Source organism: Geodermatophilus obscurus (assembly GCF_900115395.1).
Taxonomy (GTDB): domain Bacteria; phylum Actinomycetota; class Actinomycetes; order Mycobacteriales; family Geodermatophilaceae; genus Geodermatophilus; species Geodermatophilus obscurus_B.
Genome location: NZ_FOWE01000011.1, coordinates 63,564 through 78,930, shown reverse-complemented (window position 1 = coordinate 78,930; position 15,367 = coordinate 63,564). Strand labels below are relative to the sequence as shown.

The 15,367-nt window shown below is 76.9% G+C and carries 18 protein-coding genes; 14 read left to right on the top strand and 4 right to left on the bottom strand.

The annotated features are described in order from the left end of the window. The first annotated feature begins 46 nt into the window (after positions 1-46). Genes def through BM165_RS20440 form a run of 3 tightly spaced genes read left to right on the top strand, consistent with a single transcriptional unit; the run spans position 47 to position 2,909 of the window. On the top strand, positions 47-580 hold the full coding sequence (def, locus tag BM165_RS20450; RefSeq protein WP_075015382.1) for a peptide deformylase: 534 nt from the start codon (positions 47-49) through the stop codon (positions 578-580). Beyond that, positions 529-1,506: a methionyl-tRNA formyltransferase gene (fmt, locus tag BM165_RS20445; RefSeq protein WP_244274366.1), complete on the top strand. Its 978-nt coding sequence runs from the start codon at positions 529-531 to the stop codon at positions 1,504-1,506. Before def ends, fmt begins: the two co-directional genes overlap by 52 nt. Next, positions 1,503-2,909, top strand: coding sequence for an RsmB/NOP family class I SAM-dependent RNA methyltransferase (locus tag BM165_RS20440; protein ID WP_075015381.1), 1,407 nt, complete (start codon positions 1,503-1,505; stop codon positions 2,907-2,909). Before fmt ends, BM165_RS20440 begins: the two co-directional genes overlap by 4 nt. 21 nt (positions 2,910-2,930) lie before the next feature. Here the strand turns inward: BM165_RS20440 and BM165_RS20435 are convergent, their stop codons facing one another. Next, complete coding sequence (locus BM165_RS20435) at positions 2,931-3,635, bottom strand: hypothetical protein (RefSeq protein ID WP_143108255.1); 705 nt, start codon at positions 3,633-3,635, stop codon at positions 2,931-2,933. A gap of 120 nt (positions 3,636-3,755) precedes the next feature. Here BM165_RS20435 and BM165_RS20430 point away from each other — a divergent pair, with 120 nt between their 5' ends. The 9 genes from BM165_RS20430 (at position 3,756) to hisG (ending at position 10,146) form a co-directional block, all read left to right on the top strand. After that, positions 3,756-4,181: an NAD(P)-binding protein gene (locus BM165_RS20430; RefSeq protein WP_177225264.1), complete on the top strand. Its 426-nt coding sequence runs from the start codon at positions 3,756-3,758 to the stop codon at positions 4,179-4,181. Further along, positions 4,178-4,675, top strand: coding sequence for a GNAT family N-acetyltransferase (locus tag BM165_RS20425; protein ID WP_075015378.1), 498 nt, complete (start codon positions 4,178-4,180; stop codon positions 4,673-4,675). The genes BM165_RS20430 and BM165_RS20425 overlap by 4 nt, the downstream gene beginning before the upstream one ends. Before the next feature lie 49 nt (positions 4,676-4,724). After that, positions 4,725-5,393: a ribulose-phosphate 3-epimerase gene (rpe, locus tag BM165_RS20420; RefSeq protein ID WP_244274365.1), complete on the top strand. Its 669-nt coding sequence runs from the start codon at positions 4,725-4,727 to the stop codon at positions 5,391-5,393. Beyond that, the gene (gene ribD / locus BM165_RS20415; RefSeq protein ID WP_244274364.1) at positions 5,390-6,451 is read left to right on the top strand and encodes a bifunctional diaminohydroxyphosphoribosylaminopyrimidine deaminase/5-amino-6-(5-phosphoribosylamino)uracil reductase RibD; all 1,062 of its coding nucleotides are present in this window, start codon (positions 5,390-5,392) and stop codon (positions 6,449-6,451) included. Before rpe ends, ribD begins: the two co-directional genes overlap by 4 nt. Position 6,452: 1 nt before the next feature. Further along, positions 6,453-7,076: a riboflavin synthase gene (locus BM165_RS20410; protein WP_075015377.1), complete on the top strand. Its 624-nt coding sequence runs from the start codon at positions 6,453-6,455 to the stop codon at positions 7,074-7,076. Continuing rightward, on the top strand, positions 7,073-8,410 hold the full coding sequence (locus BM165_RS20405; RefSeq protein ID WP_075015376.1) for a bifunctional 3,4-dihydroxy-2-butanone-4-phosphate synthase/GTP cyclohydrolase II: 1,338 nt from the start codon (positions 7,073-7,075) through the stop codon (positions 8,408-8,410). Before BM165_RS20410 ends, BM165_RS20405 begins: the two co-directional genes overlap by 4 nt. Then, complete coding sequence (ribH, locus tag BM165_RS20400; RefSeq protein WP_075015375.1) at positions 8,407-8,934, top strand: 6,7-dimethyl-8-ribityllumazine synthase; 528 nt, start codon at positions 8,407-8,409, stop codon at positions 8,932-8,934. Before BM165_RS20405 ends, ribH begins: the two co-directional genes overlap by 4 nt. After that, positions 8,931-9,194, top strand: a complete 264-nt coding sequence (locus tag BM165_RS20395) for a phosphoribosyl-ATP diphosphatase (RefSeq protein WP_075015374.1) — start codon at positions 8,931-8,933, stop codon at positions 9,192-9,194. The genes ribH and BM165_RS20395 overlap by 4 nt, the downstream gene beginning before the upstream one ends. Positions 9,195-9,279: 85 nt before the next feature. Then, a complete protein-coding gene (gene hisG, locus BM165_RS20390; protein WP_075015373.1) occupies positions 9,280-10,146 on the top strand; it encodes an ATP phosphoribosyltransferase in 867 nt (288 codons plus the stop codon). Positions 10,147-10,189: 43 nt separating this feature from the next. Here the strand turns inward: hisG and BM165_RS20385 are convergent, their stop codons facing one another. After that, a complete protein-coding gene (locus BM165_RS20385) occupies positions 10,190-10,480 on the bottom strand; it encodes a DUF4287 domain-containing protein (RefSeq protein WP_075015372.1) in 291 nt (96 codons plus the stop codon). A 126-nt stretch (positions 10,481-10,606) separates the two neighbouring features. Beyond that, positions 10,607-11,593 carry an oxamate carbamoyltransferase subunit AllH family protein gene (locus BM165_RS20380; protein WP_075015371.1) on the bottom strand — a complete coding sequence of 329 codons (987 nt, stop codon included), beginning with the start codon at positions 11,591-11,593 and terminating at the stop codon, positions 10,607-10,609. 285 nt (positions 11,594-11,878) lie between these two features. Between BM165_RS20380 and BM165_RS20375 the strand changes: the two genes are divergently transcribed. Beyond that, on the top strand, positions 11,879-13,795 hold the full coding sequence (locus BM165_RS20375) for a PucR family transcriptional regulator (RefSeq protein ID WP_244274363.1): 1,917 nt from the start codon (positions 11,879-11,881) through the stop codon (positions 13,793-13,795). Here the strand turns inward: BM165_RS20375 and BM165_RS20370 are convergent. Next, positions 13,788-14,660 (bottom strand): SDR family NAD(P)-dependent oxidoreductase, encoded by an 873-nt coding sequence (locus BM165_RS20370; RefSeq protein WP_075015370.1) that lies wholly within the window; start codon positions 14,658-14,660, stop codon positions 13,788-13,790. The two genes, BM165_RS20375 and BM165_RS20370, sit on opposite strands and share 8 nt — an antisense overlap. A 91-nt stretch (positions 14,661-14,751) precedes the next feature. Here BM165_RS20370 and BM165_RS20365 point away from each other — a divergent pair, with 91 nt between their 5' ends. Then, positions 14,752-15,330, top strand: a complete 579-nt coding sequence (locus BM165_RS20365) for a TetR/AcrR family transcriptional regulator (protein WP_075015369.1) — start codon at positions 14,752-14,754, stop codon at positions 15,328-15,330. Positions 15,331-15,367 lie beyond the last annotated feature (37 nt).

Genomic DNA, 15,367 nt, shown 5'->3' with positions numbered 1-15,367 from the left:
GCCCGGGGGCACGGGGACGCCGCCGGGGCCCGCATACGATCGACCGGTGAGCGTCACCCCCATCCGGCTGCTGGGCGACCCGGTCCTGCACCGGCCGGCCGCGCCGGTCGTCGACTTCGACGCCGAGCTGCGCGGCCTGGTCGCCGACCTGACCGAGACCATGCACGCCGCCGGGGGCGCCGGCCTGGCCGCACCGCAGATCGGCGTCGGCCTGCGGGTGTTCACCTGGCACGTCGACGGCGAGGTCGGCCACCTGGTCAACCCCTCGGTCGACCTCGTCGGCGAGGAGACCGAGGAGGCCCCCGAGGGCTGCCTGTCCATCCCCGGCTACCGCTTCGACTGCCGCCGCCACCTGCACGTGGTCGCCACCGGCTGGAACCAGCACGGCGACCCGGTGCGGGTGGAGGGCTCGCACCTGCTGGCCCGCGCGGTGCAGCACGAGGTCGACCACCTCGACGGCGTCGTGTTCGTCGACCGGCTCGACCCCGAGGCGCGCGCCGCCGCGCTGGCGGCCCTGGCCGACGCCGAGTGGCGGGGCATGGCCGCCTGGGTGCCGCGCGTGGAGGTGAGCCCCCACTGAGACTCCTCTTCGCCGGGACGCCCGAGGCCGCCGTCCCCTCGCTCGACGCGCTGCTGTCCTCCGGCCACGAGGTCGCCGCCGTCCTCACCCGGCCCGACGCGCGGTCCGGCCGCGGCCGCAGGGTGAGCCGCTCACCGGTCGCCGAGCGCGCCGACGCCGCCGGGCTGCCCGTGCTGCAGCCCCGTTCGCCGCGCGAGCCGGAGTTCCTCGCGCAGCTCGCCGACCTCGCCGTCGACTGCGCGCCGGTGGTCGCCTACGGCGCGCTGGTGCCCCCGGCGGCCCTCGGGGTCCCCGCGCACGGCTGGGTCAACCTGCACTTCTCGCTGCTGCCGGCCTGGCGCGGCGCCGCCCCGGTGCAGCACGCCCTCATGGCCGGCGACGAGGTCACCGGCGCGTGCACGTTCCTGCTGGAGTCGGGTCTCGACACCGGACCGGTGTACGGCGTGGTCACCGAGGAGATCGGCCCGCGCGACACCGCCGGCGACCTGCTCGCCCGGCTCGCGGTCAGCGGCGCCCGGCTGCTCGTGGCCACCCTCGACGGCATCGCCGCCGGCACGCTCGAGCCCCGCCCGCAGCCGGCCGAGGGCGTCAGCCTGGCCCCGCGCATCGAGACCGCCGACGCCCGCGTCGACTGGGACCTGCCCGCGCACGTCGTCGACCGGCGGGTCCGGGGCGTCACGCCCGCGCCGGGTGCCTGGACCACCTGGCGGGGCGAGCGGTTCCGGCTCGGCCCGGTCGAGCCGCTGCAGACCTCGCCGGCCCTGACGCCGGGTGAGGTGTCCGTGGGCCCGAGCGGCGTCGTCGTCGGCACCGGCCGCGGCGCTGTGCGCCTCGGCGACGTGCAGCCCGCCGGCAAGCGGGTGCACCCGGCCGCCGACTGGGCGCGCGGAGCCCGCCCCGCCCCCGGCGAGCGGTTCGGGGCGTGAGCGGCCCGCCCCGGCGGCCGGCCGGCGGCCGCAGCGGGCAGCGCGGCGGCTCCCGCGACCGCCGCCCGCCCCGCCGCGCACCGCTCGACGGCGCCCGGCTGACCGCCTACGACGTCCTCGACGGCGTCTCCGCGCGCGAGGCCTACGCCAACCTGCTGCTGCCCCAGCTGCTGCGCGAGCGCGACCTCGACCCGCGTGACGCCGGCTTCGCCACCCAGCTCGCCTACGGGGCGCTGCGCGCGCAGGGGACCCTCGACGCCGTCCTCGCCCGGCTCGTCGACCGCCCGCTGGCCGACCTCGACCCCCGCGTCCTGGACCTGCTCCGGCTGGGCGCCTACCAGATCGTCGACCTGCGGGTGCCCGCGCACGCGGCCGTCACCACCACCGTCGACCTCACCCGCGCCATCGTCGGCACCGGCGCCTCGGGGCTGGTCAACGCCGTCCTGCGCAAGGTGGCCGCCGGTGGCGACCGCGCCGCCTGGCTCGCGCAGCTCGCCGCCGACGGCGACCGGCGGCTGGCCCTGGCCACCGACCACCCCGGGTGGGTCGTGGCCGCGTGGCGCGAGGCGCTCGGCGGCGACGCCGAGCTGGAGGAGGCCCTGCTCGCCGACGGCGCCGCCCCCGAGGTCCACCTCGTCGCCCGGCACGTTGCCCGCGAGCAGCTGGCCGAGGAGTCCGGCGGGACGCCCGGCCCGTGGTCGCCCTACGCCGTCCGCCTCGGCGGGGGAGACCCCGGACGGCTGCCGTCGGTGCGCTCGGGCGCCGCCGCGGTCCAGGACGAGGGCAGCCAGCTCGCCGCGCTGCTGCTCACCCGCGCCCCGCTGGAGGGCCCCGACGCCCGCTGGCTCGACGTCTGCGCCGGCCCGGGCGGTAAGGCCGCGCTGCTGGCCGCCGTCCGCCCCGCCGGGGTGCACCTGACCGCCGCCGACCGTGCGCCGCACCGCGCCGAGCTGGTCCGCGGGGCGCTGGCGGGGGAGGACGACGTCGAGGTGCTGGTCGCCGACGGGCGGGAGCCGCCGTGGGCGCCGGGCTCCTTCGACCGGGTGCTGCTCGACGCCCCCTGCACCGGCCTGGGCGCGCTCCGCCGCCGGCCGGAGGTCCGCTGGCGGCGCACTCCCGACGACGTCGGCCCGCTGGTGGAGCTGCAGACGGCGCTGCTCGGCAGCGCGCTGGGCTCCGTGCGGCCGCGCGGGGTGGTCGCCTACGTGACCTGCTCGCCGCACGCCGCGGAGACGGTCGCGGTCGCCGACGCCGCGGCCGCGCGCGACGACGTCGAGGTGCTGCCGGTGGCACCGCTGTTCCCCGACGTCCCCGGGGTCGAGCGCGGCCCGTACGGGCAGCTCTGGCCGCACCGGCACGGCACCGACGCGATGTTCCTGGCCCTGCTGCGCCGCACCCGCTGAGCCGCGCCGGCCGGGCCGCGGTCAGGCGCCGGTGAGCAGCGTGACCGCGACGACCGCGAGCACGTAGCCGCCGGCCAGGGCGAGCACCCGCCGCCCGCCCAGCCACGGCTCCCACCACGGCGGCGGCGGGACGGCGCGCAGCGGCCCGGGACGGTCGGCCACCCAGGCGGCCGCGGCGACGGTCTGGCGCCGGTGCCACAGGGCCAGCGCGGCGTAGCCGGCGACCAGGACGACGGCGGCCGGCAGCGCCGTCCCCGGCCGGTCCCAGCGGCCCTGCAGCAGCAGCACGGCGGGGACGACCGGCATGGCCCGTCCCACCCAGTGCAGCCGCAGCACGCGGCGGGCGTGGACGTCGAGCCGCGTGCGCAGCCCCGGGCCGGGGTCGGTGTGGGCGTGCAGCGCCTGCCGCACGCGAGCGGCCTCCCCGGCGCGGCGGGCGAGCCACGGCACCACCGGGGTGAGGAGGGCCAGCGCGGTCAGCGACCCGGCCACCACGGCGAGCAGCGCCCAGGCGGCGGCGCCGTGCACCCCCGCGTAGCCCCCGGTGAGCAGCATGCGCGGCACGCCGAGCCCGAGGACGACGGCGGGCAGGACGAGCCCGGCCCGGACCCGGCGCGTCGCGGCCGGCGTGGCGACGTCGGCGTCGCCGTCGGAGTGACCGACGGTCACCGGATCGCCCGACGGCCAGGTCTGCCGACGGGCCGCCGGGGTCGCCACGGTGCGCACGATCACCGACCGTAGCCGCCGGCAGGCCCGGGACCCGCGCCCGTCACCCGCACCGGTGTCCCCCGGCAGGCACCGGTCACCCGTCCCGGTCGTCGGGGACCGGTGGCGGAGGGAGTGCACGTGCACGTGGGGGTGGCCGGCGCGGGCATCGGCGGGCTGGTGCTCGCCCGGGCGCTGCGGGCCCGGGGCGTCGAGGTCACCGTGTTCGAACGCGACCGGGCGCCCGGGGACACCGCCGGCTACCGCCTGCACCTCGACCCCGCCGCGCTGGCTGCCCTGCGCCGCGTGCTGCCCGCCGGGCGCCTCGCCGCCCTGCTCGCCAGCGGCGTCGGCCGCGAGGCGTTGGCGGCCGCCCAGGAGCGGGTCCGGGCCGTGGCCCCGGTCGCCGTGCGGGAGGTGCTGCCCGCGCTGCGCCGGCAGCGGCGGCTGGCCTGGCCACCGCTGCGCGTGCTCACCACGGGCCTGGTGCTCCCGGCCGTCGACCGGGGACCCGCGCTGGACGCGGTACTGCGCGGGGCGCGCGTCACCTACCCTGCCGCGCCGTGAGCTGGCTCCCCGACGACTTCGTCCACCCGCTGCGTGCCGACCTGCCGACCGGGCAGCACCTGCGCCCGATCCGCGCGGCCGACACCGCGATCGACCACCCGGCCGTGATGGGCTCCCGGGAGCGGCTGTGGGGCATCTACGGCGAGGCGTGGGGCTGGCCGCCGGCGACCATGACCGAGGAGCAGGACCGCGAGGACCTCGCCCGCCACGAGCGGGAGATCGAGGCGCACGAGAGCTTCAACTACGCGCTCCTCGACGAGGACGAGACCGAGCTGCTCGGCTGCGTGTACGTCGACCCGCCGGAGAAGACCGGCGACGCCGACGCCGAGGTCTCCTGGTGGGTGGTCGACCGGCTGGCCGGCAGCGACGTCGAGCGGGCGCTGGACGCGTTCGTGCCGCGCTGGCTGGCGCAGGAGTGGCCGCTGCGGGCACCCCGCTACGTCGGCCGCGACCTGAGCTGGGCCGACTGGGTCGCCCTGCCCGACCGGGGCTGAGCCGCCGGGGCGGGGAGCGCCGGTCACCGGCTGCCTAGACTCGGAGGACGTGGCCCGCACCCCGATGATCGCCCCCAGCCTGCTCTCGGCGGACTTCGCCCGGCTGGCCGACGAGGTGCTGCGCGTGCGCGACGCCGACTGGCTGCACGTCGACGTCATGGACGCCCACTTCGTGCCGAACCTGACGCTGGGCCGGCCGGTCGTCGAGGCGATCCAGGCGGTGAGCCCGGTGCCGCTGGACTGCCACCTGATGATCGAGGCGCCCGAGCGGTGGGCGCCCGGCTACGCCGAGCTCGGCGCCCGCAACGTCACCGTGCACGCCGAGGCCTGCACCGGCGACCCCCGCGCCGTCGCCCGCGACCTGCGCGCCGCCGGGGCGCTGGCCGGCCTGGCGATCAAGCCCGGCACCCCGCTGGAGCGGTACGAGGACGTCCTCCGCGACTTCGACACGCTGCTGGTCATGACCGTCGAGCCCGGGTTCGGCGGCCAGGCGTTCATGGCCGAGGTGCTGCCCAAGGTGCGCCGCGCCCGCGAGCTCGTCGACACCGGCCACCTGACGCTGCTGGTCGAGGTCGACGGCGGCATCAACGCCGACACGATCGAGCAGGCCGCCGAGGCCGGCGCCGACGTGTTCGTCGCGGGCTCGGCCGTCTACGGCGCCGACGACCCGGCCCGCGCGATCGCCGCCCTGCGCGCCCAGGCGGCCCGGGCCGCGTGAGCCTCACCCAGGCCGAGTCCGGCGCCATGGCCCGGGCCCGCGAGCTCGGCGAGTCCGTCCTCGGCACCACCAGCCCCAACCCCGCCGTCGGGGCGGTCGTCCTCGACGCCGGCGGCGCGGTGGTGGGGGAGGGCGCCACCTCCCCGCCCGGCGGCCCGCACGCGGAGGTGCACGCGCTGGCCCGGGCCGGCGACCGCGCCCGCGGCGGCACCGCCGTCGTCACCCTCGAGCCGTGCGCGCACACCGGCCGCACCGGCCCGTGCGCCGACGCGCTGATCGCCGCCGGGGTCGCCCGCGTGGTGGTCGCCGTCCCCGAGCCCACCCGGCTCGCCGTCGGCGGAGCCGAGCGGCTGCGGGCGGCCGGGGTCGACGTCGAGGTGGGTGTCGAGCAGCAGGCCGCCGAGGAGGGCGCGCTCGCCGCGTGGCTCACCGGCGTCCGCGACCAGCGCCCGTACGTCGTCTGGAAGGTGGGCGCCACCCTCGACGGGCGGGTGGCCGCCGCCGACGGCACCAGCCGCTGGATCACCGGACCCACCGCCCGCGCCGCCGTGCACGCGCTGCGGGCCACCTGCGACGCCGTCGTCGTCGGCTCGGGCACCGCCCTGGCCGACGACCCGCAGCTCACCGTCCGCGACGCCGACGGACGCGACGCCGCCCGCCAGCCGCTGCGCGTGGTGCACGACCGGCGCGGCCGGCTGCCGGCCGGCGCCCGCGTCCTCGACGGCGCCGCGCCCACCCACGTCAGCCGCGCCGCGGGACCGGCGGAGCTGCTCGCCGAGCTCTTCGACCGCGACGTGCGCCGGGTGCTGCTGGAGGGCGGGCCCACGCTGGCCGCCGCGTTCCTCCGGGCGGGCCTGGTCGACGAGGCCGTGGTCCACCTGGCGCCGATGCTGCTCGGCGCCGGTCCCGCCCTCGTGGGGGACCTGGGAATCAGCACGATCGGCGCGGCGCTGTCGCTGCAGGTACGGGACGTCACCCTGCTGGGCGGGGACGTGCAGATCCGCCTGCGGCCCACCCGGCACACTGGAGACCGACCGCACGCCGACGAGAGGGGCTGACGTGTTCACCGGCATCGTCGAGGAGGTCGGCTCCCTCGTCGTCCGCGAGGATTCGGCCGACGCCGCCGTGCTGCGCATCCGCGCCCGCCGCGTCCTGGAGGACGTCTCGCTCGGCGACTCGATCTCGGTCAACGGCGTCTGCCTCACCGTCACCGGCGTCGAGCCCGCCGGCGACGGCGCCGCCGTCTGGTCGACCGACGTCATGGCCGAGACGCTGCGCCGCAGCAGCCTCGGCGGCCTGGCCGACGGCGACCCGGTCAACCTCGAACGGGCCGTCAGCGCCGGTGGTCGTCTCGGCGGGCACGTCGTGCAGGGCCACGTCGACGGCGTCGGCAGCGTGCTGTCCCGCTCACCCAGCGAGCACTGGGACGTCGTGCGGATCGCCCTGCCGCCGGAGCTGGCCCGCTACGTCGTCGAGAAGGGCTCGATCACCGTCGACGGCGTCTCGCTGACCGTCAGCGCCCTCAGCGCCGTCGACGACCCCGAGCCGTGGTTCGAGGTCAGCCTCATCCCCGCCACCCTGCGCGAGACCACGCTGGGCGGCCGCGCCCCGGGGGACCCGGTCAACCTGGAGGTCGACGTGATCGCCAAGTACGTGGAACGCCTGCTGGGAGCGCGCTCGTGAGCGGCACGGTCCGCCTGGACACCGTCGAGGACGCGATCGCCGCGATCAAGGACGGCCGACCGGTCGTCGTGGTCGACGACGAGGACCGCGAGAACGAGGGCGACCTCATCTTCGCCTCCGAGCTCGTCACCCCGGAGCTGGTGGCGTTCATGGTCCGCTACACGTCCGGCTACATCTGCGTGTCGGTCACCGAGGCCGACGCCGACCGGCTGGACCTGCCGCCGATGTTCCGGGTCAACCAGGACCGCCGCGGCACCGCCTACACCGTCACCGTCGACGCCCGCGAGGGCGTGACCACCGGCATCTCAGCGGCCGACCGCGCGCACACCATCCGGCTGCTCGCCGACGCGGACACCACCTCGGCCGACCTCGCCCGGCCCGGCCACATCGTGCCGCTGCGCGCCAAGGACGGCGGCGTGCTGCGCCGACCCGGCCACACCGAGGCCGCCGTCGACCTCGCCGTGCTCGCCGGGCTGCGGCCCTCCGGCACGCTGTGCGAGCTGGTGAGCGAGAAGGACCCGACCGGCATGGCGCGCGCGGAGGAGCTGCGCGTCTTCGCCGACGAGCACGACCTCTGCCTCATCTCGATCGCCGACCTCATCGCCTACCGCAAGCGGTTCGACAAGCTGGTGGAGCGGGTCGCCGAGGCCACCGTGCCGCTGCTGCCGGGCACCTTCACCGCCGTCGGGTACCGCAGCTCCTACGACGACCGCGAGCACGTCGCCTTCGTCTACGGCGACGTCGGCGACGGCGAGGACGTGCTGGTGCGCGTGCACTCCGAGTGCCTCACCGGCGACGTGTTCGGCTCGCTGCGCTGCGACTGCGGCCCCCAGCTGCAGGCGGCGCTCGCCGCCGTCGCGCAGGAGGGCCGCGGGGTGGTGCTCTACATCCGCGGGCACGAGGGCCGGGGGATCGGCCTGCTGCACAAGCTGCAGGCCTACCAGCTGCAGGACGCCGGCGTGGACACCGTCGACGCCAACCTCGACCTCGGCCTGCCCGCCGACGCCCGCGACTACGGCACCGGCGCGCAGATCCTCGTCGACCTCGGCGTGCACACCATGCGGCTGCTGACCAACAACCCGGCCAAGCGCGCCGGGCTCGAGGGCTACGGCCTGCGCATCACCGGCCGGGTGCCGCTGCCCAGCCACGTCACCGCCGAGAACCTGTCCTACCTGCGGACCAAGCGCGACCGGATGGGTCACCTGCTCGACATCATCGAGCCCGAGACCGAGTCCGGCCCGGCCGACGTCCCCGTCCCCGCCGCTCCCTCCACCGTCCCCGCCACGGTGCCCGGCACCGACGTGCCGCTGGGGCAGCGGGAGCAGCAGCTGTGAGCGGTCAGGGACGTCCCGACGCCGGGGCTGTCGACGCCGCCGGGCTGACCCTCGGCATCGTCGCCACCACCTGGCACGCCGAGATCACCGACGCGCTGCTCGCCCGGGCGGTCGAGGCCGCCCGCGCCAGCGGGGTGCCCCAGCCCACCGTGGTCCGCGCGCCCGGCGCCGTCGAGCTGCCGGTGGTGGCCCAGGCGCTGGCCGAGCGGCACGACGCCGTCGTCGCCCTCGGGGTGGTCGTCCGCGGCGGGACGCCGCACTTCGAGTACGTCTGCGACGCCGTCACCGCCGGCCTCACCCGGGTGGCGCTCGACGCCGGCAAGCCGGTGGGCAACGGCGTGCTCACCTGCGACACCGAGGAGCAGGCGCGCGACCGTGCGGGCCTGCCCGGGTCGGCCGAGGACAAGGGCTGGGAGGCCGCGATCGCGGCCCTGGCCACCGCGCTGACCCTGCGCGGCCTGCGCCCACCGCCGCGGGCCACCGGCTTCCAGGCCACCCCCGCCTCCGGGCAGGGGCTGGCGTGAAGACGTTCGACGAGCTGTTCGCCGAGCTCTCCGGCAAGGTCGCCGCCGGCGACCCCGCCTCGGGCACCGTCACCGCGGTCCGCGACGGCGTGCACGCCGCGGGCAAGAAGGTGGTCGAGGAGGCGGCGGAGTCCTGGATGGCCGCCGAGCACGAGGGCCCCGAGCGGACGGCGGAGGAGATCAGCCAGCTGCTCTACCGGGTGCAGGTCCTCATGCTCGCCCGCGGGCTGAGCCTCGACGACGTCTACACCCACCTGTAGGAGAACCCCCGCGCTCCCGCGGCAGGCCCCCGTGCCGCGGGTCCCTGCGCGGGGCCGTTCGATCCGGTCACGAAGGAGTACTGCCGTGCTGCGTGTCGCCGTGCCCAACAAGGGTGTCCTCAGCGAGCCCGCGGCGGAGATGCTGAGCGAGAGCGGCTACCGGCAGCGGCGCAGCACCAAGGACCTCGCCGTGTACGACCCCGACAGCGACACCGAGTTCTTCTACCTGCGCCCGCGTGACATCGCCGTCTACGTCGCCGCCGGCACGCTCGACGTCGGCATCACCGGGCGGGACATGCTGCTGGAGACCGCGCCGGCCGACGGCGAGGGCCCGGCGGCGGCCGAGGACATGCCACTGGGGTTCGGGCGGTCGTCCTTCCGCTTCGCCAGCCCGGCCGAGTCCGGCATCGACTCGGTCGCCCAGCTGGCGGGCAAGCGCATCGCCACCGCCTACCCGGTGCTGCTGCAGCGCTTCCTGGCCGAGTCCGACGTCAAGGCGAGCGTGGTGAAGCTCGACGGCGCGGTGGAGACCGCCTGCCGCCTCGGGGTCGCCGACGCCGTGTGCGACGTCGTCGAGACCGGGACGACGCTGCGCGCGGCCGGCCTGCGGATCTTCGGCGAGCCGGTCCTCACCAGCGAGGCGGTGCTCGTCCGCCGGGAGGGCGCCGAGGAGATCCCCGCGGTCGCCCAGCTGCGCCGGCGGCTGCGCGGCGTCCTGGTCGCCCGGCAGTACGTGCTGCTCGACTACGACTGCCCCAACGAGATCCTCGGGCGGGCCACCGAGCTCACCCCCGGCCTGGAGGGGCCGACGGTCAGCCCCCTGCAGACGCCGGGCTGGTCGGCGGTGCGGGCGATGGTCCGCCAGAACGACACCAACCGGGTGATGGACGAGCTGTGGGAGCTCGGCGCCCGCGCCATCCTCGTCACCAGCATCCACGCCTGCCGCCTGTAGGCGAAGGACCGCGTCCTCCGTAGGCGCATGACGGGATCCGGGGTCACGTCGGCTTCGTGGCCTTGCCGTCCAGCCAGAGGGTGTCGGACTCGTCCCGGTGCATACCGGTACTGCCGACGTGCTTCGAGTCGATCTTCGGGCCGTTCTTCAGCACGTGGACCATGGCCATGGCGTGGCCGCGGCCCAGGCCGTAGTCGTCCTTCAGCCAGGCGACGACGTCGGCCGCCTTGGTGCCCGGGGCGTCGAGACCGCGCTCGTGCGCCAGGGCCGTCAGCTGGCGCGGGGTGAGACCGGTCCTGTCCTCGATCGTGTCGAGGTAGGCCTGAAAGGACATGGTCAACTCCTCGGGGCGGTGGGTCGTCGAGAGGACAGACCGGGGCGGCGGGGGAGAACTCATCGCCACGGACGGCAGCGGCCCCCTCCCACACCGGGAGGGGGCCGCCGTGGTCCGTGCGTGCCGTCAGCGCACGCGCGTGGTGCGGTCGACCAGGTCGATCGCTGTGCACAGGCCCAGCGCCATGGCGCGGCCACTGGTCGAGCCGGTGGCCAGCAGGCCCTCGATCGCCGGGCCGAGCGGCCGCTCGCCGACCAGGCCCTGCAGCACCGCGGCGTACTCACCGCTGACCCGGCCGGCGGCCGCGTGCCGCAGCAGCGCCCGCGACAGCTCGGTCGTGCGGCCGGCGGCCAGCGAGAAGACCGCCGCGGAGAACCGGTCGGCCGCCGGGTGCCCGAGCAGGACCAGCCCGGCCATCGTGCCGGCCATGACGTCGTCACCGGCCGGGGTCAGGCCGGGGCCGAGACCGATCAGCCGGGTGGCGGTGCGGAGTGCTGCGTCCAGGTCGGCGCGGCGGACCGCCCCGCGGAGCGCGGCCAGCGGGCCACCCGGACCGGCGGGCAGGCCCGGCAGCGTGAAGGCGCTGTGCGGCACGCCCTCGCCGTAGAGGGTGTTGCGCAGCTGCCGGACGCCCTCGGGGAGCAGCGCCGGGCGCAGGCTGGGCAGCCGGGGCCGCGGGTCCCACCAGGCGGCAGCCCGGACCACGAGGTCACCGACGACGATCCGGCCGCCACCCACCTGCGCGGGGGCGCCGCTGGGCAGCGTGACGAGGGGACGGCCGTTGCTCGGCCGGAAGAGGATGCAGCCCAGGGGGAGGCGGGCGGCGTCACTGGTGAGCACGCCGACGATGTCGGTGCCCCGCTCGGTGGGCACCTGCAGGTACACCGCCGCCGGGACGCTCATCAGCACGCGCGCCGGGCGCACCGGCCCGCGGAGCAGGTCGGCCACGCCGGTGCTGGCCGACGCCGGCACCGCGGAGGTGGCCCGTGCCGGGGAGGCGCTGCGCAGGGTCGCCTGGTCGGAGCGGCGGGGGAGGGGGATCAGGGGAGCGCCGGAGCGCGTCGCCCGATCGTGCTCGGTGCCGCCACTGGCGTCGTGGTCGATGGTGCGCATGTGGGTGCCCTTCCCCGTCGGGACGATGGCGGTGACCCTCCGCTCGGGCCCCCACCCGGCCGGCTCGTCCGCCGGAGGGGGGAGGGCACCGCGAGCGGTGACCGCCTACCATCCAGCGGACGGGAACTGGCCTGGCTCGAAGCTAGGCGGCGCGTCGCACGTCCTCGTATGGCGAATGTGACCAAGAATGGGCAGTGCCGTCCAGACACACCTGCCAGATTCATGCAACCTGAGAACGACGTCGGCCACTTGGGAGGGCGATCCGTGACCCACGGTGAGGGATCCTTGACCTCCGGGTCGCACCCCACCGCCCCGCTGTCCTTCCCCCGGGGGTGGCACACCGAGCACGTCGGGCGGTCGGCGGGGCCGCGGGACGAGTGGCGCGACCGGGTCGGCCTGCGGGTCGACGAGGCCCTGCGGCTGCCGCGCCTCGCGGGGGTCGAGGTGGTCGCCGGCCGGTCCGGCCTGGACCGGATGGTCCGGCACATGGTCGTGGACGATCCGTCCGTCCCCCTGGCCACCGCCGGCCCGGACGTCGTCGTCGTCCTGGGGGCGCGGCTGCCGCCGGCCGACCCCGCCGACTGCCGGGCCCTGGTCGACAAGCTCGACTCGCTGGGCACCGCCGCGCTGGCCTACCGGCGCACCGAGGGGCCGCCCGCGGTGCCCGCCGAGGTGCTCACCGAGGCCGAGCGCCGTGGCCTGCCGATCCTCGCCCTGCCGCCCACGGTGCGCATGGACGAGGCGGTGTCGGAGGTGCTGGGCGCCGTCGTCCGCAAGCAGAGCGAGGCGCTGACGCTGTCGGCGCGCATGCACGACCAGTTCATCGACGTCGCCCTCAGCGGCGGCGGGCTGGCCGAGGTGACCGACCGGCTGGCCACCTACCTCGAGGGCGCGGCGGTGCTGGGGCTCGGGCCCGACCGCGAGATCGTCACCACGGCGGGGCCGCCCGGTGACGTCGCCGAGATCAGCGACTGGCTGTGGCTGCTCGACGCCGAGGCCGAGGACGAGCTGGCGATGATGGCCCCGGCCAACCGGCTCTCCGGGGTGCGCGCCGACCAGACCGTCGTCACCCCGGCCGACGTGCTCGCCGACGCCGACCTGTCCCCGGCCGACGGCATCCTGCTCGTCCCGGGCCACCACGAGCTGCCCGGCGGGATCGGCGAGTACGCCGTCGCGCCGATCATGGCCGGCGAGCAGCGGCACGGGTGGCTGGTGGCGGTGCACCGCACCGGCCAGATGGTCGTCGGGGCCGGCGGTGTGCTCGAGCGGGCCGCCGTCGTCTCGGCGCTGTCGGTCATCCGGCAGCAGGCCGTGCACTCGGTGGAGCTGCGCTTCCAGGGCGACCTGGTGCGCCGGCTGGTCGCCGGGTCGCTGCGGCACACCGAGCGGGCGCTGGCCCAGACCCGGTCCTTCGGCTGGCGGCTCGACGGGCCCGTCGTGGTCCTGGTGACCGCCACCGAGACCGCCGCCGACCCGCAGGCCGACCCGACCCGCGCGCTCGACGTCCTCGACCGGCTGGCCGACGGCTGGCGGGCCGCGCTGGAGTCGGAGGTGACCGGGGCCGCGGTCGCCGGGCTGTCGACCGAGATCGTCACCGTGCTGCCGCTCGACGGGCGCACCCCGGAGGAGATCACCTCGCTGGTGACCGCGGTGACCAGCCGGGTCAACGCCCGGGTGCGGCGGGTGGGGCGCGTGCTGGCCACGGGCATCGGCCGGCCGGCGGAGTCGCTGTCGGCGCTGGGGGAGGCCCACCAGCAGGCGCAGCGGGCGCTGGGTGTCGGTCAGGAGATCCACGGGCCGGCGACGGTCACGCACTTCGACCAGCTCGGCGTCTTCCGGCTGCTCTCGCTCATCCCCGACAGCACCGAGCTGCGGTCCTACGTCGACGAGGTGCTCGGATCGCTGGCCGACGCCTCCGACCCCGACTCCGCCGACCTGCGCGAGACGCTGCGGGTGCTGCTGGAGACCAACCTCAACGTCGCCGAGTCGGCCCGCCGCCTGCACTTCCACTACAACACGATGCGCTACCGCATCGGGAAGCTGGAACGGCTGCTCGGGCCCTTCACCACCGACCCGACGCTGCGGCTGAACCTGCTGCTGGCCCTGCACGCCGCACGGATGCGCGGCCTGGACCAGCCGCACCGGCCACCGGTCGACGCCGGCCTCCTGCCGCCCGACGACGGGTTCGACGCCCTCATCTAGCCGGCACCCCGACCAGCTCGGCGCTGACCTCCCACAGCTCCCGGGCCCGGTCGGGGTCGGTGCTCTCCGGGGAGGACGGCGCCTCCCTGTCGCGCTCGACGTAGCGGCCGCTGCGCCCGGCCGGCCCGGTGACCAGTGCGGCGAGCTGGGCGGCGGCCTGCGCGGGCTCCTGGGCGAAGGGCAGTCGCGTCACCAGCGGCGCCAGCGCCGCGTAGAGGGCGCGGGCGGGTGCCGGGTAGGCGCGGGCCAGTCCGGTGACCGGCATGAGCCCGGGGTCGTACACGGCCACTGAGAGCTCCGGGTGCCGGCGGGCGAGCTCGCGGCCGAAGTAGACGTTCGCCAGCTTCGACGTCGCGTAGGCCCGCGCACCCGACTCCACCCGCGGCCGCGCCAGCTCGCGCGGGTCGGCCCACCGCGGACCGGGGAACGGCCCGGACTGCCGGAACGTGCCGAAGTGGGTGCCGCTGCTCACCACCACGACCCGGGCACCCGGCGCGAGGTGCGGCAGCAGCTCCTGCGTGAGCAGGAAGTGCCCGAGGTGGTTGACCGCGAAGGTGAGCTCGAACCCGTCGGCGGAGGTGCGGTCGGCCCGGGTGGACTGCAGGCCGGCGACGAGCAGCAGGGCGTCGATCGGCGCGTGCCCGGCGGCCGCGGCCGCGGCCGCGCGGACCGAGCCGAGGTCGGCCAGGTCCAGCGGCACGACGCCGGTGGACGGACCGAGCCCTCCGGCGAGCCGCAGTCCGGCGTCGACGTCGCGGGCGCCGAGCAGCACCCGCCAGCCCGGCGTGGCCGCCAGCAGGCCGGCGGTGTGCCGGCCCAGCCCCGAGGTGGCGCCGGTGACCAGCGCCGTCCGTGTCCGGTCCATGGTGTCTCCTGCACACTCGGGCGAAGGATCCGGGACGACGTCCCGATGTGAGACTCTGTGCCAGATCGGCATGTCGTGTCAAGGAGGAGCCGTGACCGAGACCGCCGCGCAGCGCCGGCGCCGCCGCACGCGGGCCGAGGTGACCCGCCGCGCCGTCGAGCTGTTCGCCGCGCAGGGGTACGCGGCCACCAGCACCGAGCAGGTGGCCGCGGCGGCCGACCTGTCCCGCAGCACCCTGTTCCGGCTGTTCGCCGACAAGGAGGACCTCCTCTTCGGCCTCGAGGACGACCTGCTGGCCACGGCCGCGGCCGCGGTCGCTGAGGTCCCGCCGGAGCTCCCGCCGTGGGCGGCGCTGCGGGCCGCGGCCGTGCGGATCGCCGAGCAGGTGGCGCCGCTGCGGGACCTGCTGGTCACCCGGGAGCAGGTGGTCGCCACGGTGCCGGCCCTGGGTGCCCGGGCCGCGGCCAAGCACCGGCGCTGGGAGGCGGCCCTGGCGGCCGGGCTCACCGGGCACCGCGGCGTCCCCGACGCCGACGCGCGGCTGCTGGCCAAGCTCGTGCTCGCCTGCTTCGAGGTGGCGCAGGACGACTGGCTGGCCGGCGCGGCGGAGGACCTCCCCGGCCTGCTCACCGCAGCGCTCGACCGGGTGCCGGGCATGCTGCACGACTGAACTGCGGAACCCGCCGTAGCCGGGCACCATCGCTCGC

Coding starts and splice junctions, on each gene's coding strand:
- BM165_RS20385 (WP_075015372.1), bottom strand. CDS start 10,480: ATGTCCTTTCAGGCCTACCTCGACACGATCGAGGACAGGACCGGTCTC.
- BM165_RS20380 (WP_075015371.1), bottom strand. CDS start 11,593: ATGCGCACCATCGACCACGACGCCAGTGGCGGCACCGAGCACGATCGG.
- BM165_RS20370 (WP_075015370.1), bottom strand. CDS start 14,660: ATGGACCGGACACGGACGGCGCTGGTCACCGGCGCCACCTCGGGGCTG.